This is a genomic window from Proteus sp. fly-1067 (assembly GCF_040139345.1).
Taxonomy (GTDB): Bacteria; Pseudomonadota; Gammaproteobacteria; order Enterobacterales; family Enterobacteriaceae; genus Proteus; species Proteus vulgaris_B.
Map to the genome: position 1 here is coordinate 60,413 of NZ_JBEEUL010000004.1, position 23,439 is coordinate 83,851.

Annotated in this window: 11 protein-coding genes; 10 read left to right on the forward strand and 1 reads right to left on the reverse strand. The window is 38.1% G+C overall.

The window, feature by feature from the left end:
• The first annotated feature begins 74 nt into the window (after positions 1-74).
• The 10 genes from dapB to ABN217_RS07880 all read left to right on the forward strand — a co-directional run bounded on the left by dapB (position 75) and on the right by ABN217_RS07880 (position 16,215).
• The gene (gene dapB / locus ABN217_RS07830) at positions 75-896 is read left to right on the forward strand and encodes a 4-hydroxy-tetrahydrodipicolinate reductase (RefSeq protein ID WP_340895101.1); all 822 of its coding nucleotides are present in this window, start codon (positions 75-77) and stop codon (positions 894-896) included.
• A 434-nt stretch (positions 897-1,330) separates the two neighbouring features.
• Entirely contained in the window at positions 1,331-2,494 is a 1,164-nt protein-coding gene (gene carA / locus ABN217_RS07835) for a glutamine-hydrolyzing carbamoyl-phosphate synthase small subunit (RefSeq protein ID WP_072069460.1), read from the forward strand.
• Positions 2,495-2,511: 17 nt separating this feature from the next.
• Positions 2,512-5,739, forward strand: a complete 3,228-nt coding sequence (gene carB / locus ABN217_RS07840) for a carbamoyl-phosphate synthase large subunit (protein WP_196553505.1) — start codon at positions 2,512-2,514, stop codon at positions 5,737-5,739.
• 828 nt (positions 5,740-6,567) lie between these two features.
• Positions 6,568-7,461, forward strand: coding sequence for an AraC family transcriptional regulator (locus ABN217_RS07850; RefSeq protein ID WP_196553507.1), 894 nt, complete (start codon positions 6,568-6,570; stop codon positions 7,459-7,461).
• A gap of 212 nt (positions 7,462-7,673) precedes the next feature.
• Positions 7,674-9,368, forward strand: a complete 1,695-nt coding sequence (locus ABN217_RS07855) for an ABC transporter ATP-binding protein (RefSeq protein WP_196553508.1) — start codon at positions 7,674-7,676, stop codon at positions 9,366-9,368.
• Entirely contained in the window at positions 9,358-10,998 is a 1,641-nt protein-coding gene (locus tag ABN217_RS07860) for an ATP-binding cassette domain-containing protein (RefSeq protein ID WP_196553509.1), read from the forward strand. The genes ABN217_RS07855 and ABN217_RS07860 overlap by 11 nt, the downstream gene beginning before the upstream one ends.
• A gap of 131 nt (positions 10,999-11,129) precedes the next feature.
• Complete coding sequence (locus ABN217_RS07865; protein ID WP_349459292.1) at positions 11,130-13,322, forward strand: TonB-dependent siderophore receptor; 2,193 nt, start codon at positions 11,130-11,132, stop codon at positions 13,320-13,322.
• Complete coding sequence (locus ABN217_RS07870; RefSeq protein ID WP_072069454.1) at positions 13,322-13,576, forward strand: hypothetical protein; 255 nt, start codon at positions 13,322-13,324, stop codon at positions 13,574-13,576. Before ABN217_RS07865 ends, ABN217_RS07870 begins: the two co-directional genes overlap by 1 nt.
• A complete protein-coding gene (locus ABN217_RS07875; protein ID WP_340895112.1) occupies positions 13,573-14,979 on the forward strand; it encodes a PepSY-associated TM helix domain-containing protein in 1,407 nt (468 codons plus the stop codon). The genes ABN217_RS07870 and ABN217_RS07875 overlap by 4 nt, the downstream gene beginning before the upstream one ends.
• Before the next feature lie 12 nt (positions 14,980-14,991).
• Positions 14,992-16,215: a RhtX/FptX family siderophore transporter gene (locus ABN217_RS07880; protein ID WP_340895113.1), complete on the forward strand. Its 1,224-nt coding sequence runs from the start codon at positions 14,992-14,994 to the stop codon at positions 16,213-16,215.
• Between the two features lie 85 nt (positions 16,216-16,300).
• Here ABN217_RS07880 and ABN217_RS07885 read toward each other — a convergent pair whose 3' ends face one another.
• Positions 16,301-23,407 (reverse strand): Ig-like domain-containing protein, encoded by a 7,107-nt coding sequence (locus tag ABN217_RS07885; RefSeq protein ID WP_349459293.1) that lies wholly within the window; start codon positions 23,405-23,407, stop codon positions 16,301-16,303.
• Between the last annotated feature and the right edge of the window lie 32 nt (positions 23,408-23,439).

Consider the following 23,439-nt stretch of genomic DNA (forward strand, 5'->3'; position numbering starts at 1 on the left):
CATCAAACGGATGACATCGCTAATCTGTAAATAATAAATAGAGATCATAAGCATTGTTAAGGAGAAATTTAGTTATGTCTGCAAAAGAACTTCGTCTTGCTGTTGTAGGTGCTGGTGGACGCATGGGGCGCCAATTAATTCAGGCAATTTCTCAACAAGAAGGAACTGTGCTAGGTGCTGCTTTTGAACGTACAAATTCTTCATTAATTGGCTCAGATGCGGGCGAGTTGGCTGGCATTGGCCATATCGGTGTCACGGTAACTGATAACTTATTAGCACAAGCTAATTCATTTGATGTATTAATTGATTTTACACGTCCAGAAGGCACGCTTTCGCATATTGAATTTTGTGTAGAACAACAAAAAGGTATGATTATCGGTACGACAGGCTTTGATGATGAAGGCAAGAAAGCCATAGATGATGCAGCAAAAATCATCCCTATTGTGTTTGCAGCCAACTTTAGTGTTGGTGTTAATTTGGTGCTTAAATTACTTGAAAAAGCCGCTAAAGTGATGGGATCTTATAGTGATATTGAAATTGTAGAAGCGCACCATCGCCATAAGGTTGATGCACCATCAGGCACAGCATTAGCAATGGGTGAATCTATTGCAGATGCATTAGGTCGTGATCTTAAAGAGTGTGCCGTTTATGAGCGAGTAGGGCATACGGGAGAGCGTGACCCTAAAAGTATTGGTTTTGCTACTATTCGTGCAGGTGATATTGTGGGTGAACATACTGCGATTTTTGCCGATATTGGCGAAAGAGTCGAGATAAGCCACAAAGCTTCTAGTCGAATGACATTTGCAAATGGCGCAGTAAAGGCGGCTATTTGGTTAAGCTCTAAAAAATCAGGTTTATATAATATGAAAGATGTTCTTTCTTTAGAAGATTTGTGATTTATTGTTTTTTATAATCAATTGAAAACTCATGATTATTTTTTTAATTGTGAGTTTTTTTATTTGATTTTTTATTTTTATTTTATTCTTTCTTGTTTATATTGATTATCTCTTATATTTTCTGTTTTTTTTCTAAAAAAAGACACAATTCTTCTGTTTTTTCTTTTAAAATCTCATTTTTAAATTATCTTAGTAAGCAAACGGTTAAATTTGCAAGATTTGTTATATTAATTGTCACTTGGTTGATTAAATTGCTAATGATTGATATTTTTTTAATTAAAAAGGTGTTTTTTCTAGACATCTGTCCATTCGATCTTTAGAATGCGCCCAATTTGCCAAAAATTTGCCCAATTTTATGTTTTTGGCATTGATTTAGAGTCTTAAATCTGAATTAATATGCATGAAATGTGATTTATTATTCTCTGGAGGGCGTTTTGATTAAATCAGCTATACTGGTTCTAGAAGATGGGACCGAATTCCACGGCAAGTCGATTGGCGCAGAAGGCGCCGCCATCGGTGAAGTCGTTTTTAATACTTCAATGACTGGTTATCAAGAAATACTAACCGACCCGTCTTACTCTCAACAAATTGTTACTCTCACCTATCCCCACATTGGCAACACCGGCGTTAATCATTCAGACGAAGAATCAGAAACCATTCATGCTCAAGGCTTAATTATTCGTGATTTACCATTAGTGATGAGCAACTATCGTGCACAAGAAACATTATCTGATTATCTTAAACGCCATAATATCGTTGCGATTGCAGATATTGATACACGCAAGCTAACGCGCTTATTGAGAGAAAAAGGTGCGCAAAACGGTTGCATTATCGCAGGCAATCACCTTGATACTCAACAAGCTCTCGAAAAGGCCAGATCATTTCCTGGTTTAAAAGGAATGGACTTAGCAAAAACGGTGACAGTGAAACAGCCTTATCAGTGGACTCAAGGAAGTTGGACATTAAAAGGTGAGTTACCCAAAGCAAAATCAGTAGATGAATTGCCATTGCATATTGTGGCATATGATTTTGGTGTGAAACGTAATATTTTACGCATGCTGGTGGATAGAGGGTGTCGAGTTACCATTGTACCAGCACAAACACCTGCGCAAGATGTTTTAGCACTTTCACCTGATGGTATTTTTCTTTCAAATGGTCCCGGGGATCCAGAGCCCTGCGAATATGCCATTAACGCCATTCAAACATTTTTAACAACCGATATTCCTCTCTTTGGCATCTGTTTAGGTCATCAGCTTTTAGCATTAGCCAGCGGTGCAAAAACCATCAAAATGAAATTTGGGCATCATGGTGGTAACCATCCTGTTAAAGATTTAGATAAAAATACGGTGATGATCACAGCGCAAAATCATGGATTTGCCGTTGATGAAACCTCTCTTCCTGCCAATTTACGTGTGACACATAAATCTCTATTTGATGGTTCTTTACAAGGCATTCATCGCACAGATAAACCTGCATTCAGTTTTCAAGGCCATCCAGAAGCCAGCCCTGGGCCACATGATGCTGCACCTCTTTTTGATCACTTTATCGAACTTATCGCGCAATATCGTCAAAACCTGCAATCAGTAACAACAAAATAAATCAGGAGCGAAAGAAAATGGCTAAAAGAACAGATATCAAAACAATCCTGATTTTAGGTGCAGGGCCGATTGTTATCGGGCAAGCGTGTGAATTTGATTATTCAGGCGCTCAAGCATGTAAAGCGCTACGTGAAGAGGGATATCGAGTTGTTTTGGTAAATTCAAATCCTGCAACCATTATGACCGATCCTGAAATGGCTGATGCAACGTACATTGAGCCTATTCACTGGCAAGTTGTGAGAAAGATTATTGAAAAAGAACGTCCTGATGCAGTATTACCGACAATGGGCGGGCAGACAGCACTGAACTGCGCTTTAGAATTGGAGCGCCAAGGTGTTTTAGCTGAATTTGGTGTCACCATGATTGGTGCAACAGCTGATGCAATTGATAAAGCAGAAGATAGACAACGCTTTGATAAAGCGATGAAAAAAATCGGCTTAGATACAGCACGTTCAGGTATTGCACATAACCTTGATGAAGCGTTTGCGGTCGCACAACAGGTTGGCTTTCCTTGTATTATTCGTCCATCATTTACTATGGGCGGTACAGGGGGCGGTATCGCCTATAATCGTGAAGAATTTGAAGAAATTTGTACTCGTGGTTTAGATTTATCACCTACCAATGAATTATTAATTGATGAATCATTGATTGGCTGGAAAGAGTATGAAATGGAAGTTGTTCGCGATAAAAATGATAACTGTATTATTGTTTGTTCTATTGAAAACTTTGATGCAATGGGCATTCACACAGGGGACTCCATTACTGTTGCACCTGCGCAAACATTGACTGACAAAGAATATCAAATTATGCGTAATGCCTCGATGGCGGTATTACGTGAAATAGGTGTTGAAACAGGCGGTTCTAACGTTCAGTTTGCCGTTGATCCGAAAACAGGACGTTTGATTGTTATTGAAATGAATCCTCGGGTGTCACGTTCTTCTGCCTTGGCATCCAAAGCAACAGGCTTTCCAATTGCTAAAGTTGCCGCAAAATTAGCGGTAGGTTATACCCTCGATGAGCTGATGAATGACATCACAGGAGGAAGAACACCTGCCTCTTTTGAGCCTTCAATAGATTATGTTGTGACAAAAATTCCTCGTTTTAACTTTGAAAAATTTGCAGGAACCAATGACAGATTAACAACGCAAATGAAATCTGTTGGCGAAGTGATGGCAATTGGTAGAACGCTACAAGAATCTATGCAAAAAGCATTACGAGGCCTCGAAGTGGGGGCGACAGGTTTTGATCCTAAAGTCGATTTAGACGACCCAGAAGCATTAACCAAGATCCGTCGAGAGCTAAAAGAAGCAGGCTCTGACCGAATTTGGTATATCGCAGATGCTTTCCGTGCTGGATTATCCGTTGATGGTGTCTTTAACCTCACCAATATTGATCGCTGGTTTTTAGTTCAAATAGAAGAAATCGTTCGCCTTGAAGAAAAAGTCAGCGAAGTCGGTATAAAAGGCTTAAGTGCTGATTTCTTACGTCAGTTAAAACGTAAAGGTTTTGCTGATGCACGTTTAGCTAAAATACTTAATATAAAAGAGCACGCTATTCGTCAATTACGAGAGCAATATCAGCTACATCCAGTCTATAAACGTGTTGACACATGTGCGGCAGAATTTGCGACTGATACCGCTTATATGTACTCGACTTATGAAGAAGAGTGCGAAGCAAATCCACATCAAGATAAACCTAAAGTCATGATATTAGGTGGCGGACCCAATCGTATAGGTCAAGGGATTGAATTTGATTATTGCTGTGTTCATGCGGCGCTTGCGTTACGTGAAGACGGTTACGAAACCATTATGGTGAACTGTAACCCTGAAACAGTTTCAACAGATTATGACACTTCTGACAGACTCTATTTTGAACCAGTCACATTAGAAGATGTGCTTGAAATTGTACGTATCGAAAAACCAAAAGGGGTTATCGTGCAATATGGTGGGCAAACCCCACTGAAATTAGCAAGAGCGCTAGAAGCTGAAGGTGTGCCAGTCATTGGCACAACACCAGATGCTATTGATAAAGCAGAAGATCGTGAGCGTTTCCAAAAAGCGGTTGATAAATTAGGGCTAAAGCAGCCTGAAAATACCACGGTGACTGCTTTAGAAGAAGCGGTAGAAAAAGCACAGTTAATTGGTTATCCGCTGGTGGTTCGTCCTTCCTATGTACTTGGTGGACGCGCAATGGAGATTGTTTACGATGAAGTCGATTTACGTCGCTATTTCCAAACTGCGGTGAGTGTGTCAAACGATGCGCCAGTGTTGTTAGACCGTTTTCTTGATGATGCGATTGAAGTCGATATTGATGCGATTTGTGACGGTAAGCAAGTCGTGATTGGCGGCATTATGGAGCATATTGAACAAGCGGGTGTTCACTCTGGTGACTCAGCTTGCTCATTGCCTGCTTATACCCTAAGCAAAGAAATTCAAGATGTGATGCGTAAACAAGTTCGTGAACTTGCTTTTGAGTTAGGTGTAAAAGGGTTAATGAATGCACAATTCGCGGTAAAAGGTGATGATGTTTACCTTATCGAAGTCAATCCTCGCGCTGCTCGTACTGTACCTTTTGTATCAAAAGCCACAGGTGTGCCATTAGCCAAAGTCGCCGCGCGTGTGATGATTGGCCAAACTCTTGAAGAGCAGGGCGTTACAAAAGAAGTTATTCCCCCTTATTACTCAGTAAAAGAAGTCGTTTTACCTTTTAATAAATTTGCAGGCGTTGACCCCATTTTAGGGCCAGAAATGCGTTCAACAGGTGAGGTAATGGGCGTCGGTGCAACCTTTGCACAAGCCTTTGCTAAAGCAATGTTAGGCAGCAGTTCTACCATGAAGAAAAAAGGTAGAGCACTTCTTTCTGTGCGTGAAGGTGACAAAAAGCGTGTTGTTGATTTGGCAACGAAATTACTAAAAAGTGGATTTGAATTAGATGCTACACATGGTACAGCCATTGTATTAGGTGAGGCGGGAATAAATCCACGTTTAGTCAATAAAGTACATGAAGGGCGACCGCATATTGAAGATAGAATTAAAAATGGTGAATATGACTATATTGTTAATACCACATCTGGTCGCCAAGCCATTGAAGATTCTAAAATTATTCGTCGCAGTGCATTAAGATATAAAGTCCATTATGACACGACGTTAAATGGCGGATTTGCAACAACGTTGTCATTAGCGGCCGATCCTACGGCGAGTGTTATTTCAGTTCAAGAAATGCATAAAAAGATAAATAAAGCTTAAGTTTATTTGTTGCCATAATAATGATCCTGAATATGAGGAAACTTGTATTCGGGATTTTTTATTTTTTATCGCTATTAAAAAAAAGAAAATTTTACGGAAAAAAGAAAGCCCCAAATAAATTTATTTGGGGCGATTGCAAAACAAAGAGGTGGGTGCGGATCTTTTTTTTCAAGTAAGGAATCAAGAAAATAAAATAAGTTAATTTCTTTGTTTTAGCGGGTTGATTTTGTCTTTTTTTGTCGCTTGAGTCAAGAGAAAATTATTTTACGATATTAAGTAACGTGTTGTTTTAATTGATTTAAGTTTGTTGTTTGCTACGGAAAAGGTATAGGGGATAGAGAAATTTCTGTTACTATATTGGCGGGTGCTTGGATCATTTTGGTTCAAGCATTTTGCAAGAGCCAAAAAGAGAAAAGCCCCGAATTCTATTTTCATAAAATCCGGGGACAGACTCAAACCTCAACAACTTGATTCTGTCTCCTTTTCCGAAAGGAGTCAATCAAATTGACGAAAATAACCTTATTTGGCATTACGGTTATCTGTGTGACTGTTCTATGTTTTACAATAACTGTAGGCGAACGATTATGTTTACTTAACATTAGTAATGGAAACACAGTCGTTCAAGCTATTTTGATGTGTAATAAATAGCTTGGTTGGAGGGAGGTTTTCTCCCTCCCAATTTTTCTTCAAGTTGTCAGAGTTTTGGGTACAAGCACCCTGTCTTTTAAATTATTCTTTGTGATAGTTGGATATAAATGATAATGATTGCTATTTCGTTGAATGTTTGACAACATAGCTGATTATTTACTCTGCTGATATCTTTCTATTATGTCTCAACACTCTTCATTCTATTCATATATTGGTTATCAACCTAAGCATCAACAGGTTGAAGAATATCGCTTTCAAGACCAAATTTTATTACGCCAAGGTGTATTAGAAACTACAGAAGATCTGCATATTGAAGAGACTTATCAAGCCGGCTTTAATTTAGTGGCGGTTCATAGTGGAAGTGTGATTAGTGAAAGTGTCAATGGGCAGAAAATAGAGATAGCAACACCGAGTATTTTTATTGCTAATAGTGTTGAACGTTATTCTTTATTGAATCAATTTAAATCTGGCGATCCTCTAAGATACACATTATTGCAATTATCATCTCAGTGGCTTGAGCAACAATATATTTTATTACCTGAGATATTAAAGAAAAATCAAGGATTAACTCTGCATCATCTGACTTTGGATAATACGTTTTTAGCGTTAACCATGCAGTTATTCCAAAATCCGGTTCATGATTCCTTAAAACCACTTTATTACTCAGGTAAAGCTTGCGAATTTGCTTCATTAAGTTTGCAATATTTATGTCATGAACAAGAGCCAGCCAATCGGCCATTAAGTCAGCGTGAAAAAAACAGTTTAAAACAAGCCAAAGAAATTTTAATTGCTGAAATGGAAACGCCACCAAAGCTTGAAATATTAGCAACTCGTGTGGGATTAAATACTCGAAAACTTACTCAAGGTTTTCGTCAATTATTTGGTAATTCTGTTTATGGTTGGCTACAAGAATATCGTTTACAAACCGCATATAATATGTTGCTAAATGAAGGGGAGTCTATCTCAAGTGTTGCCTATTATGTTGGTTATACACCCGCTCATTTTTCCGTCGCGTTTCGTAAACGTTTTGGTATATTACCGGGAGATGTACGCAAAGGGCATTTTACGCCTTAATTGATTTTATTAGGTTTATCGGTATATTTATTATCTTCATCGCTTGATTTGTCATCTATTAAACACTTAATTAATTCTATCTTTTCCATCTTGCTTAATAAATAAGCAAAATGCGTCTAAATCGAAAGTAATAGTCACGCAATCTAAAGTCTTGTTGCTAGAGGGAAAATACCCTTTTCGCTATAGTGCCACAAGATGTTGTGGAGATTATTATGCATAATGAATTATGGGCGTTGTTGCGTCCTTATCGCTCTTTATTAATAGGTGCGCTGTTACTACAAGCTGTTGCTGGTTTTAGTTCTTTAGTACCTTGGTTAGCACTTTATCAACTGATTATTTCTTTCCCTTCTACTAATACATTCTGGCTAACTATTGCGGTTATTGGTGGCATTGTATGGCTAATATCACAAACCATTGCATTTCATTTAACACATTTAATGGATGCAAAATTAACCTACCAATTACGATTAGCATTATCAGAAAAAATGCAGAAATTACCATTAAATTGGTTTGTTAACCAAGGGAAAAATGGTATTAATCAATATGTTCAGCAAGATATCAAAGCATTACATCAATTAATTGCCCATGCACCCGCTGATATTGTGCAATTAATGGTTGTTCCTGCTATTGCCATTATTGTGTTATCAACAGTAAATCTTTTTTTACTAGTTTTCTCTCTTATTCCTTTAATCATTGCTTATTTTTGTTTTAAACAAACACAATCATCACGTTATCAAACCTATTGTGAACAGCGTGATGAGGCAATGAAAATGCTCTTTGAAGATTATCAACTTCTTGCTGAAAATCCTCTCGTAGCACGCCAATTTCCGCATAAAGGAATTGTTGATAAAACAGAGAAAGCACTATTTAATTTTGTTTTTCATTTTCAAAATTGGGTTAAACGAGTTGGATTATTAGGATCACTTACCCAATTATTATTGAGTGCCACCTTATTAACAGGATGGCTATTATTGGGTGCTACTATTTTTGAACAAGCGTTACCATTGGCCGATTTATTACTGTTTATTTTATTGTTAAGACGTATTGCAGAGCCTGTTATGGCTATGGGGCATGGCGGTGATGCCTTACGTGTAGCAAAAAAATCAGCGCAGCGGATACAGCAATTATTAAATCAGCCTGAAATGCAATATGGTGATTTATCAACAGAGACGATATCTCACGCCGTAGCGTTAACAGCACACTCTGTTTGCCTTTCGTATGGTGATAAAGAGATCCTCAATAATATTAATTTTGAAATTAAGAAAGGAGAATTTATTGCCATTGTAGGCCCCTCTGGCGCAGGAAAAAGCTCTTTACTACAACTGATTGCTCGATTTATGGATGCAACATCAGGTGAGATTTTTATTGAGAATAAGCGTTTACAGGCGTATTCACGTAATACATTAAATCAAATTACTACAGTGGTGATGCAAAACAGTCAACCATTGCCTTATTCAATTAAAGATAACTTATTGTTATTTAATCCCCATTGCAGTGAAGAGCAACTACAATCAGCAATGAATGAAACATATTTTGCTGAAGTCGTTACTAACTTACCCCGAGGTTTATCTACTTTAATTAATGATGAAACGCCACTTTCTGGCGGTGAAGCACAACGTTTGGCAATAGCGCGTGCTTTCATTGCTAATAGCCCACTGTTATTGGCTGATGAACCTTCTTCAGCACTAGATCCTGATAATGCCCAACATATTTTTAATGCATTAAAAAATAAAACCATGACACGGATAATCGTCACACATTCACTGGTTTTAGCACAACAAGCCAACAGAGTGATATTTATGGTTGATGGAAGATTAGTAGCAATGGGAAATCATGATGATTTGCTACTCAATTGTGAGCGCTATAGTGATTTTGTTCAGAAACAAGGAGAGCAAAATGAAGACTAATCCCTTTGTTTCATTACTCTTATCTTTAAAATATCCTCTCAGTTTTATGGTATTGAGCGCCATTTTAGAAGGGCTGTGTGGTTTATTATTATTGCCGATTATTATCTATTGGGATCAGGATGCTAGCCAATATTTATGGATGTTAGCGGGATTAACATTAATTACACTTGTTTTTCAGTACATTGCGACATTAAAAGGTTTTCTTGCGGGTACAACGGTGATGAAAATCTTAGTTCAAGCGTTGATCCGCCATTTACCTCGTAGTTTAACACCACCACCTCAAGCACACACGTTATGCTCAGGTGCTGCAATGAGTGCAATGAGTATCCCTGCCCATTTATTAGCGCCTGTTATTAGTGTTGTAGTGACGCCATTAACTGTAATTATTGGGCTTTTATTTTATAACATCATTTTTGCTTTGATTTTTATCGTAGCTGCATTATTACTTGTTGCAGTGATGCGGATCAGTGCCAAGGGGCTGTATAGACAAGAAGTGACACTGCAAACAGCAGAGTCTGTTGTGGCTAAAACATTGGCTGATTTTGCACAACATCAGGTATTATTGCGAAAAAGTGGGAGAAATACGCTGTTTTCACAGCAATTACAGCAAGACTTATTGGATCAACACCACCAACAAGTGCAATTATTACAACGAAGCTTACCCTATCATCTGATTTTTTCTTTATGTATTCAGGTTATTTTCATTGCTGTTTTAGTTATTGGTGTAGTGAATGTTGATATTAATACTCTTACTTTAACGCAGTGGTTGGCTGTCGTGGTATTAATCGCTCGTTTTATTGAACCTTTATTTCAGCTTTCTCATATTGATCAAGCATTAAGGCAGAGTAAACAATCACTTACTTTAATAAAAAATACGTTGGATGCTCCCACATTACAAAGCCCAAAACAAAGTGATACTCCTAAAAGCAATGACATTCGTTGTGAACAACTGGAGGTGAATAATAGTTTAGGAGCGCTGATCCTTTCTAACATAACAGTGCTATGCCCTGATAAAAAAATGACAGCAATTGTCGGCAGTTCTGGTGCGGGTAAAACAACATTATTACATGTTTTGGCACGTCTTAGGGATGCTGATAAAGGGCAGATTTATTATGGAGACAAAAGGGTCAATGATTTATCTGAGAGTGTATTAGCGCAAACAAGACAAATTGTATTTCAACATAATCAATTAATTAGAGGCACATTGCGTTGGTCATTATTACAAGATGATAACTCAACTGTCAGTGATAATGATATTTTGCATCTACTTAATGCATTGAATTTATCGGTGACTCAAACAGATTTAGATGAAGATGTGGGCGATCAGGGAGATCGTTATTCCGGTGGACAAAAACAGCGACTATGTTTAGCGCGTTCATTATTAGCCGATCCTAAGATCTTATTTTTAGATGAGCCAACGGCGAGCCTCGACATCGTCAGTCGTGAGAAAGTGGTACGTTATCTTGAAGGGCTAACATCTACTCGTGTTGTGATCACGCATGATCCTGATATTGCTAAACATGCTGATCACGTGATTGTGCTTGATAACGGAAAAGTGATTGCTGAAGGTTCGCCTAATACGTTGTTGTCATCTTCAACATGGTTTCTGAATTTTTGTGGCTCATTGTGAGTGTTAGATCTTTACTGATTGCCAATCAATATCGATTGGCAATCGAAAGAGATAATCTGGCAATCTAAAATACCGTAATCCTAAAATTGGTAGAGTGATAACCATTATCATTTGAATATTTTGGGATGAATATGGTTTGCATTTCTTCTTTAGCTGGCTTAGATAAAACACAGAAATTATCGCCAGTATTAAATCAACGTACACAAAATAAATTGGCATTAACACAATGTGCTATTTTGTGTTCTACCGCTTTATTTTCACTTTCTGCCATCGCAAATACAGCAACAGAAAATAATAAAGCAGTCGATGTTTTGGTTGTGACTGAAAGCGTAGCACAAAACCGAAATAACCTTGCTCCTGGTGTTAGTACATTAAGTAAAATGGCGCTTAAACCTAGAGAGATCCCACAAACTGTCTCTGTGATAGATAGAGAGCAGATAGAAAATCAAAACCTAAATACTCTTGATGAAGTGATGACTCGTGCTAATGGGGTTACTAGTGCACCTTTTGTTTTATTAACAACGGCTTATTACGCACGTGGTTTTCAAATTAACTCCTTTGAACTTGATGGTGTTCCCGCATTAATGGGAAATATGGCAAGTTCGCCACAAGATATGGCAGTGTATGAGCGTGTAGAGATCTTAAAAGGCTCTAACGGATTAATGCATGGAATGGGAAATCCTGCGGCAACCGTCAATATGGTACGTAAACACGCCCCTTTAGACTCACAATTAAAAGCAACATTTACGGCTGGGAGTTGGAACCGTTATCGCGGTGAAGTCGATGTGGGCGGACGTCTAAATCAAGAAGGTAGTGTGCGCGGTCGTGTCGTAATGGCATGGGAAGATAAAGATTTTTTCTATGATATTTCAGATCAAAAGACGCGTTTGATTTATGCCACAGTGGATGCAGACTTAACGACTAACACACTATTACGTACCGGTATTCAATATCAAACAATAGACTCCATCACCAATATGGCAGGTGTGCCAATGGGAAAAGATGGTAGCGATTTACACCTTCCTCGTAAAACTTATTTAGATGCTGATTGGGATCGCTTTAAATGGGATACCACTCGGTTATTTACCGGAATTGAACATCAAATTAATGATGATTGGTTGTTTAAAATCAACGGTGATTATCAATATGCTAAAGCGCGTTTGTTGTATGCAGGGGCATGGGGAAATATTGATCCTGAAACCGGTGATGGTGCCATGCTAATGGGAGGAGCATACAAGTTTCATAACTATCAAACCAGTCTTGATACCAACGTCACAGGAAAACTTAACGGTTGGGGCTTACAACATGATCTGATAGTGGGAATGAGCTACTCAAAAGCCAGTGAAGAACAGCACACTGGGCAATTTAAAGATCCTCTCAATGTTCCTGTAAATATTTATCGGTGGGATCCTCATAGTGTACCGAAACCACAAATAACGGATTATTCCTCTCAAGGCGCGACAAAAACGGAACAAACTGGTGTCTATGGAATGGGGCGGATCAAGCTTATTGAGCCAGTAACATTGATTACAGGGGCGAGAGCGAGCTGGTGGGAAGTGAAAAAAACCCAAGCTAAGTTTACTGAAAATGGAAAAATCACCCCTTATGGTGGTTTGATTTGGGACTTTGCACCTCAATGGTCATGGTACAGCAGTTATTCTACGGTTTATCAACCACAAACGGGGAAAACCTGGAGTGGTGACATGTTGAAACCAGTGGAAGGACAAACAGTTGAAACCGGGATCAAAGGAGCGTTGATGAACGGTGGGCTTAATGTATCAGCCGCTATTTTCCGTATCGACATGAAAAATAATCCACAAGAAGATCCGGCACATCCTGGCGGTGGTTTTAATACCTATTTTATTAGTGGCGGCAAAGTTGTTAGTCAAGGTTTTGATATTGAAGGAATGGGGTACTTATCGCCATTTTGGGATCTCTCGGTCGGTTATACCTATACCGATACGGAATATAAAGAAGATACCTTGAATAAAGGTAATAGCTTTAACTCATTAGTGCCTCGTCACATGGTAAGAGTGTGGACAAATTATCAGTTACCTTGGGATGCGCGTAAGTGGAGTGTTGGTGGTGGTATTCAAGCGCAAAGTGAATATAGCAAAACAAACGGTGAAGTTACGTTACGCCAAGGTGGCTATGCGGTATTCAATTCGCGTTTAGGTTACCAAATTAATGAACATTGGTCTGCTGCATTAAATATTAATAACGTCTTTGATAAACGTTATTACACAAGCCTTTTCTCACCTCAATGGAATAACCGTTACGGCGAACCTCGTAACGTTATGTTGAATATCAAGGCTGATTTCTAATGCAAAAGGCACTGCTGATCAGTTGTGCTGTTTTAGGCAGCGTAATAGGGAGTATTACGCTGTCATTATTGATAGCAACATTTTATCCCAGCACTGACCCCCTTAATCGCCTATATGCAGCCGTCTTTTTACCCGTTGTCTGTTTATGTGGATTGCTCTGTTTTAGCTTATTCTCACTAAATGGAAAACAGGTATTTTGGCGCGCATGGAGCTGGTGGCCATTACCTTTAATATTGATGGAATTTATTGTATGAAAGCAATATTAAAGCGCCAATTTTTACAACTTCATCACCAAGTGGGTTCTTTGTTTGGTATTCTATTATTTATTATTCTATTGACAGGAACATGGTCATTAGCACATGAAAATTTAAATTTATGGGCTCAATTTAAGCCATTAGATAGAGAGTTATTGCCGTTAGATCAGTTATTAGTAAAAGGCGAATATCTATTAGGTCAAAACGGTTTCAATAGTGTGAAATTACCCTCTATAGACCATCCAATTATTACTTTCTGCCAAGGAATGGGCGATTGTTCACTGCAATTAAATGCACAAACGGGTGAAAAAATTACAGTAAGAGAAGTTATCTCTCCTATTGTTAATTTACATAAAAATCTATTTATGGGTTTTTCTGGGCGGTTATTTATTAGTTTATTTGGTTTTGTGTTTGCGCTATTACTAATAACGGGCATTGTTATTCATCACCGTAAAGTTTATCAACTATTTCGACTCCGTTTTAATCAAGGGCGTAGGCTGTTTTTCTTTGATTTACATAATGTAATTGGATTATGGAGTTATCCTTGGCTAGTAATGTTTGCATTAACTGGAGCATTATCAGGATTAGGGGCATTTGGTACATTAATGCTCGCAAAATATGTAGAGCCAGATGCTCCAGTACAAGTCATGATGAAATTAATGGGACAATCAACGCCTGTTTCATCTGAGTTTATTGCATCTTCTCCTAGCTCATTATTAATTCAACTTTCACAAGAAAAACCAGACTTTATTCCTGAAACTATTAATTGGAAAAATAGAAGTAATACTGAGCAGCAAATTACAGTGAGTGGTATTCATTTATATTTACCCAGCACCGCTAATTTTGAGCAGTTATTTTTTTCTGGCTTAGATAACCATTGGATTGCGGAAAAAAGTTCTGTGTCTCAGCAATTTTGGACACGTGCTTTTATTGCCATTCAACCTTTGCATTATGGTCAATATTTATGGGCAGGTTCAGCAAATTTTAGTTTATCGGTACTTCATTGCCTAATGGGAATGATGGCCTGTGTATTGACCTTTAGTGGATTAGTAATTTGGGCATTAAAAAAGCCTATTAATATCAGTTCCCGTTTAGTGTTAGGAAGTTGTTCTGGCTTAATTTTTGCCAGTACATGTTTACTTCCTTTCGCTATTTTCTCCGCGTTATCACCGATACTGCCTTTTTTTGGTGTTTGGTTGATAACGCTTCTTTTTTATTTTTTTTATCCGCAAGTGATCCAACTTACTTTTCTTATTTTAACCATCAGTAGTGTGGTTTTATTTATCAGTGTCTTTAGTCACTTATTTATAACCCACGCTGCTTTGTGGTGGATAAGTTGTGCCTTGTTGATCAGTGCTATTTTTTATTTTTTGATAGGTCTTTTTCTACTAAAAAGACAGTAATTGGAGTCTGTTATGCAAGAATTATTAAAACATCGGCAATTAGTGATAACGCTAGGTTTACTTTATTTAGCACAAGGTATTCCGATGGGAATTGCGATGGATGCATTGCCTACATTATTACGCCAAGAAGGTTCGGCTTTAAGTGCAATCGCATTTATTCCATTAGTTGGATTGCCATGGGTATTAAAATTTTTATGGGCGCCAGTGGTTGATAATTATTGGTTTAAATCTTTAGGTCGTCGCCGTAGCTGGATTATTCCCATGCAGATCATTGTGACGTTCTGTTTATTATTATTAGCAATCCTTGGTATTTCTATCGAAACGGCAAAATGGGGTGTCACTTTATTAGCTATCGCTTCATTAGCCAGTGCTACACAGGATATTGCAACAGATGGTATGGCCGCTGAACATGCGAGTGGCACGTTATTATCGAAAATAAATGCTGTTCAAATTGCAGGCGTGATGGGCGGCTTTTTCTTAGGAGGAGCAGGTATGATGATCCTCACTGATAAATTAGGCCAGCATACCGCATTACTGTTATTTGCCTTAGTGCCCGCTATCAGTTTATTTTTTATTACGTTATTTCGTCAAAAAGCAAAATATGATGAGGGTGAAAATGGTGATTCACCTAATGCAAGCCTATTAAAAATGGTACGGAGAAAAGGAGCGGTAAGACTATTAACACTGACATTGCTTTCAGCAGTAACCGCAGTATCAGGCTTTGGTTTAGCAAAGCTCTTTTTAAGTGACAGTGGTTGGTCTTTAGCAGAGATCGGGAAAATGGGCATGATGGGTGGCATGGTAACCCTTTTCTTTGGTTGTGGCGGTGGTGCTTGGTTAATTAATAAAATTGGTGTGTGGCGCGCTTTTTCTGCAGGATTACTGTGTGCTTTAGGTTCCTCATTATTATGGCTTTCACAATCAATAGGCTCTATCAGTCTTACAATAGTTACTGTGTGTATTGTATTAGGCTCTTTATCATCAGGGATCACTTCTGTGGCTATTATGACCGCAGGCATGCGTTTTGCGTCAACCGATAATCAAGCCGGTACTGATATGACCGCAGTACAAAGTATGCGTGATATCGGTGAAATGGCGTGTGCAATGATGTTGGTGAGTTTAACGGCAACAATAGGGTATCGTGGTGGGTTTGGTTTGGCAGCTATAATTGCAGTTTGTGCATTGGTAGTGACGTTGATGAATGTAAAATACCAAGAGAAAGTGTCGATTTCTTAAAATTAGAAAAGATAAAAGCATTGATGATTAAAAAACCCCCGTAAAAAGTAAACTTTACGAGGGTTTTATATTAATCAGTCATTTTTTAATTTACTGCTTTATTATAAATAGTGCTGACTTTATTTTTATTTGGATCACCTGTGCCGTCCCATTGAACTGTTTGTTGATATTCTTTGGTTACTCCATTGATCGTGATATTTGTGATTAATGTCGCTGAGCCTGAATCAGGATCACCTGCTAGAGGTTGAAAACAATCTTCTTTCATCGCTAATGAAGGAAACGTATTATTGAAAGAATTATTTTGAGTTGAAGTATTATACACGTATTCATCATGATAATCGACTTCACTACGACTTGCATCACCTTGAATATTAATGAGTTTATGAGAAACTGCTATAGGGTATAATAATTTCTCAGAATATAACCCTAATGAGGTAACAGGAGAAGCCATAACATGTGTCATTGTATCTGTTGGTAATGTTCGGCACGAACTGGTTTGTGTGCCATTATTACTTGTTTCAATAAATAAGATTTTTCCAGCTAATGTAAAATCCATATATTTAGGAGAGATTGCTTTAACATTTAAAGGGTAGAAAGTAGGGTATTCTTTATTGTTGTCAGCAAGATCAAATACAATAACTTTGATTTTAAGATCAGTGCTTTGTAATGAATTTTTTTCCATCGTTAATCGCGTTGTGACTGTATTCCCCGAAGCGATTGCGTTTGCTGGATATTCAAATATTTTGCTAGTTTTTTTGTTACCGTCCCATAATTCAAAGTTAACTGCATATTCCATTCCGGATGTTTTAGGCGGTATCCAAGAAAAAGTTAACGCATCATCCTCATAAACCGGTGTCCAACTTATTGGTGTATTGGTATTTGGAATAATTTGAGCTTTATTATTATTATCCACTCTTCGTGAGACATAATTAATTGTGACATGAGGCACCTTTCTTACATTAACAAAATAATACCCTTCTGATTCATAGAAATAGTCATTTTCTTTTGATGTTAATGTAATCTCTGTGCTACCTGAGCTGACTTTAATAATGGTTCCATCTTCTTTTATCGAAACAATACTAGGATCTTTTGCTGACCAAACACCTTGCGCCTCTTTAGGTAAAGGGGATATGGGTTGTTGAACCTTAATATTGGTATCATTTTCATATAATATCATGTTTTTTGATGCAAATTGAATGGACAGTGTTCCTTTATCTTGTTGATAGTCAACGGTCACGGTATCTGCTAAAAATTGTTCGGTGGCATCACTGTTTATATGTATTTTTGTTTTACCGGGCTTGACTTCCGTAATAGTACCTTGTGTATCAATAGTCATTACGTGTTGGTCATCACTTACATAATTTAAAGGAATATTTTTTGCATCAGCATTGTCAAAAGTAACGCTAACATTATATGTTACCCCATCATTCCATGTTGATTGTATAGAGAGTGGGGACGTTAGTTTTAGATTTGGTTTCGCTTTTTCAATCACCAAAGGATAGCTGCTTTGAGATGGTTGATATTGGTCATTACCCGCCGTTTGTAACGTAATAATCGCGGTTCCTGCTTTTTTCATCGATACTTCACCGTTAAGAGCATCAATTGAGGCTACTGAAGGATCAGAACTAGACCACATCACATTAATGTTATTTGGAATACCTGTATAACCTAATGCGTTAATGGGTGCAGAAGCATAGGTTTCTTGCTGAATAGGCTTATCAAAAATAATCTCAGGTTTAGGAATAGTCACTTTAATGGTGATAGGTTTGGCAAGCGTTATCCCCTCTGAATTTGCCGTTAATACGATATCTGTTTTGACATTCGACGTGAGGTTGGTTTGATATTCTCCATTTCCCACGGGTTTTAACGGATTATCGCTAAAGTGAGGTGTGCCGCTGGTGGCGGTAATCGACACTTTTTTACCCTCAATGGCGTTATCATACTTATCTATTAATTTAACAGAGAGTAAGGCGCTATCTTTGTCATTTCCACCAATAGATTGACGGCTACTGCTAAAGGTTGATTTATTGGCGTCAATATCAGCTGGTGTGACAACTACATCATGAATAGGTTTATGATTATTTAAATCAAGGTAAGCACTCATTTTTAATGTGCCTGCAACATGACTTGTGACTTTCGTTCTTGCGACACCTTTTGCATCGGTGTAGGTACTAAAGTCATAATCATCCGCCAAGCCTTGTAATTTCCACGAGACGATAACGTTCGGCAATATATTGTCATTGGCATCGACAATGGTGGCTTGGTAATTAACGCCTTTGTCACCGGCAATTATGGTTGTTCTATCAACATCAACAGCTTTAACTTGCCATGTTGCTGGATCGGCGCGCAGTTGTAAGGTTTTTTGCTTCTTAAATTCGACTCCATTCACTTTAACAGTGAGTTGTGTGGTGCCTGATTGAGTCCCTGTGACGGTGATTTCATAATGACCAGGGGACACCTGTTTTGCTGTGCTAAATTGCAAGGTTGGGTTAGCTGAAATACCTTCAACAGTTTGATCTGGCAGAATATTGCCTCCTTTATCACGAACCGTTAATGAAAGTACCGCACTATCTTTACCATTAGCAATAATACTTGAAGGCAATAAACCAATTTCTGAGCGATTTTCGTCAACATCATCGGCGATAAAATTAACATCATCTGCAGGATAAGTACCCGTGCTTAATACAACACTGACTTTGGCAATACCAGCGGGATCTCGGGTTAATTTAGCTTGTGTTACACCTTTACTATCAGTAAAAGTGAGCGGTGTAGCTAATAAACTGTCTTTGTTTGTTGTCCATGTGACAGGCATACCCGCAATAATAGGGTTGTCATTGGCATCAATTAAGTAAGCATCATAGGTGATGGTATCTCCTGCATGAGGTGTTCTATCACTGATCACAAATTTGCTGACTTTTGCCGTTTGTCCATTAGGTAAGACAGTTAATGGTGCGGTTTGCGTTAAAGTGACTGCGTTGACTTCGGCACTGATGACCGTCTGTCCTGCTTTTATCGCGCCAATTTGTGCTTGATAAATACCTTTATCCGTTTCAGTAAAAGGAGAGATTGTAAACGTGAGATCCGTACTGTAACGAGCATTAATTTTACTTGCTAATCCTTTGAGTAAATTCCCATTTTTATCTTTTAATGTGAGTGTCAATGTGGCTTTTGTTACTGTGGAAACAATGCTATCAGGGGTGAGCGATAACTGAGATTGATCCGCAGAAATAACATCAGTATTAAAGGTAATAATATGGTCTGCATCTAAAGATTGCTGACTGTCTAACAGTGCACTGACTTGTGTTACACCCGCTTGTGTACTGGAAATGGTGGTTTCGGCAATACCTTGCGCATTAGTTTTGCTGAGAGGGGAAGAGAATGTGCCTAATGGACTTATCCAACCGACAGCAACATTTGCCATGCTTGGATTCCCTTGCTTATCAACTATTTCTGCGCGAAGTGTAACTTTATCATGACCGTTAGCAATGACTTCATAAGGCTTGATAACTGTGACACTTTTAATCACGGCATTTTGGGTATCAGCAACAAAACCTAATGGTTGAGTTAAGGTAAATTTGGTATTGCTTTGCTGATATTGCGCACTGATGGTGCTTATTCCTTCTTGTTTACCACTGATATTGAGTTGATAAATTCCTTTGGCAATTTCTTTGATAGAACTAAATTGAATGGTGTTGTTATCCCCAGTTAATAACAGTGTTTTTGCTTGCTGAGGCACAGGGTTATCAAATTTATCTTTTAACGTAATAGTGGCAGTAGAAACCGATTTACCATCCGCAATAATCGATTGTGGATTGAGTATCATGCTGCTGTGTGCACTGGCAGCATTACCCGGTGTGAAGATAACATCTAATGACGCTTGTTGTTTATTTAACAGCGTTGCGGTGAGTGTTGTTGGTAGTGCTTGTGTTCCTTTTAATTCGATATTAACGTCGCCGTTATTATCAGTTTTAACTAAGTTTTTGCTTAATGTATTGTGTGTTGCCTGCCAAAAAACAGGGTGCTGCATTAATGGATTATGATGTGAATCCACAACATGAGCTGTAAATGTCAGGGTGTCGTTATCATCAGCAATTGCACTGATTTTACCATTCAGTGGAGTAATGGTGACAGTTGCACTGTTATGATCAGCAACGGCCATTAAGGTAACTTGTGCTGTTTTACCATTTGCCAATTTGGCGTTAATGGTGGTTAAACCAGCTTGATTTGTCGTGATACGTGTTTGAGTTTGTCCTTGTTTATCAGTTCGTGTCTGAGGTGCACTAAATACTACACCTTGAGAGCCTTGCCATTGCACTGACATATCCGATAACGGGTTGCCTAAATTGTCGGTAATAACCGCTGTGAGTAATGCACTGTCTTTGGTATCGGCAGTAATTTGGTTTTTATCAATCGTTAATGAAGCAAAAAGAGCTTGTTGAATATCAGCAGTAAAATGAATAGGTGCAGCATCAACAGTATCGTTGCTAATGCTGGCGGTCACTATTACATCTAACTCTTTGGTGCTGGTGATTTGCGTCGTCGCTATCCCTTGATCGTCAGTAACAGACATATCATCAATTTTTACGCTATTAGGATCTCCATCAGTTGACCAAATAATTTTTGCGTTGATTAATGGGTTGTTATTATTATCTTTTACCACAGCGGTGTAGGTTACTGGGGTTTTACCATCAGCAATATAAGGTGGCGCAGATGCGGTGATAGACGTGATTTTTCCATTTGACATATCCGCAATAAATTGTGTTTTTTCTTGGCTAACCACGTTATTAACTTCAGCACTAACGGTCACAATTCCTGATATTTTGCTGGTCATTGTGGTAGAGGCAAGACCTTGTTTATCAGTCGTTAATGTGGTTTGTTTTAGTTGCGCTTTATTGTCAGCAGTTAATTGAATTGTGATATCTGGAACGGGGTTTTTATTGGCATCAAGGACTTTAAATGCCAACGTTTTTTCATCACTATTATTGGCAAAGGAGCGATAAGGCGTGATGGTGAAAGTCTCTAATTTTGCCGTATGAACATCAGCAATGAAATTAACTTTCGCCGCATAAGCAATATCTTTCACTGTGACTTCAATGTTTGTTTGACCTTGCAGTGTATTGGTAATAGGAACAATAATTTTACCCTGTGCGTCAGTCTCACCTTGTTGCATTATCGTTGCACCATTATCAGCACTAAAGCTAACGGGATAATGAGGAATTGGATTATGGTTAAGATCAGTGACTATCGCTTGGATTTTATTTTGACTTTTACCATCAGCAGGGGCGTTATCTTTAACAACTGTTAACTCACCCTTGGCAATATGCGCAGTAATATCATCAGCAATAAAAACAACCTTTGCCGAATTAAAGGTATCATCTCTAAATTTCGGCGTTAATGTGACCGTTTCAGGTGAACTTCCTGCCGTGATAGTAAGCTGATATTTCCCTGCATCAAGACGAGTAAACGCGGAAATTCGGCTGGTGCTTATTGCGTTATCCGAGCTACTGTTTAGTGATAATTCTTTAAGATTAATATCAACGGGTAATTTATCGTTATCCAGTACGGTTAACAGTAATGATTGCGTGGAGTGCCCATCAGCAGCTAATTGGCTTATTTTAGGCGTAAATTGGCTATTTTGCGTATTAATTGCCGATTGAGAAACTATAATTTTGCTTTGTACAGGATCAGAGCGATTACCTTGTTCATCAATAGCAATTGCACTGATGGTATAGCTATTTTGTTGCTCAGTACCAGTGACATGGCGAGGTAAAATAACTGAATAATTAAAGCCACCGTTATGATTAATTTTACCGCCATTGGTGATTAAGCGACTTGCAGACCATTCAATATTTTTCACGGGATATTTAGCGTGAACATAAACATTGAGATCTTTTTCTTCATTGGCATAACCCGAAAGTGAAGGTGCCATGGAGAGGAAAACCAGCGTTTTCTTTTTATACTCCAAAACAATATCGTTATTTCTATCGACAAAATCATAGCGGCTACCCGACATTAAACGCATTGCTCGCACATTATCAGGATTAAGCTGTGATGAGATTGATTCACCAAGGTGATATTGTAAGCTAATATCTAAGCGATTATCGCCATTGTCGTTTAAACCAAAGCGACGCTCTGCACCAAAAGTGAGCAAAGGAACGGGGGTATAAGTGAGTCCAGCAGTATAAGCGTGAGGATTTTCTTGACGATTATCTTTGCCAAACAAACCCACTTCTTTGCCGTAATACTGTTCAAAAATAAGTTTTGCACCTAATTGTGGATATGCTGGCAAATAGCCTTCTGTTCTGATATCCCAACCATTAGCTGGGCGTTCGTTATAATCCATGACATCATCAGAAGTGCGCCAATTGGATAAACGATGGTAGTGGTTCATGCTGAGTTTAAAATAATCTCGCCAAACTTCAGCACCAACACCAAATCGGCTGTGATAGCGGCTGAGGTCGTAGTCATAAAACGCATTAAGTCCCACCATAAATTTATCGGTAAAATGACGATAACCAATTCCTTGGTTGAATTGGCTACGTGAGTCTTTACGGTGATAACTTGTTTGAGTAAAAACTAAATTTTTCTCTTGATCGTAAATGGGAATTAATAAATCGGCCGAGCTATTTTCTAACGTAAAATCTTTATCTGTGGATAATGATACTCGAGCATGACCAAATTGATTTAACCATTGTTCTATTTGTTGATTGGCTTTACTTGATACTCGGCTAATTGCATATTGTGTTGCATCAGTCTCTTTATTTAATAAAGATGAGTTATCAACAATAATTTGAGCGAGTTCTTGTCCGTCTGTTGAAGGAATAGGATTATCTTGATTGTTATTATTTAACCATTTTTTTGTCAATAAAGATTTACTAGGGATATTCAGTGTAATACCTGTTTTTATCTTTAAATTACCGACTAAAGAGACATAATCAGGATTTATTTCAATTAACTCAAATAGCTTTATATTAAACTGCTTTGCAATAGACTCAGGGGTATCACCTTCTTTAACTTGATACGTATTTTCTTTATTAATGAGTTGATTTTCTTGTATATTCCCATCCGCAAAAACATTGACAGGTATTGTTGCTGAAATAGGAAAAGCTAACTGAATTATAATATTAAACCAAGCAACTTTCTTTGTAATGGAGGAAAGTTGCGGTGTTAGCTCACTTTTAAATTTTGTCATTTTTAAACTCACCGTTACAAATAATGATGAGA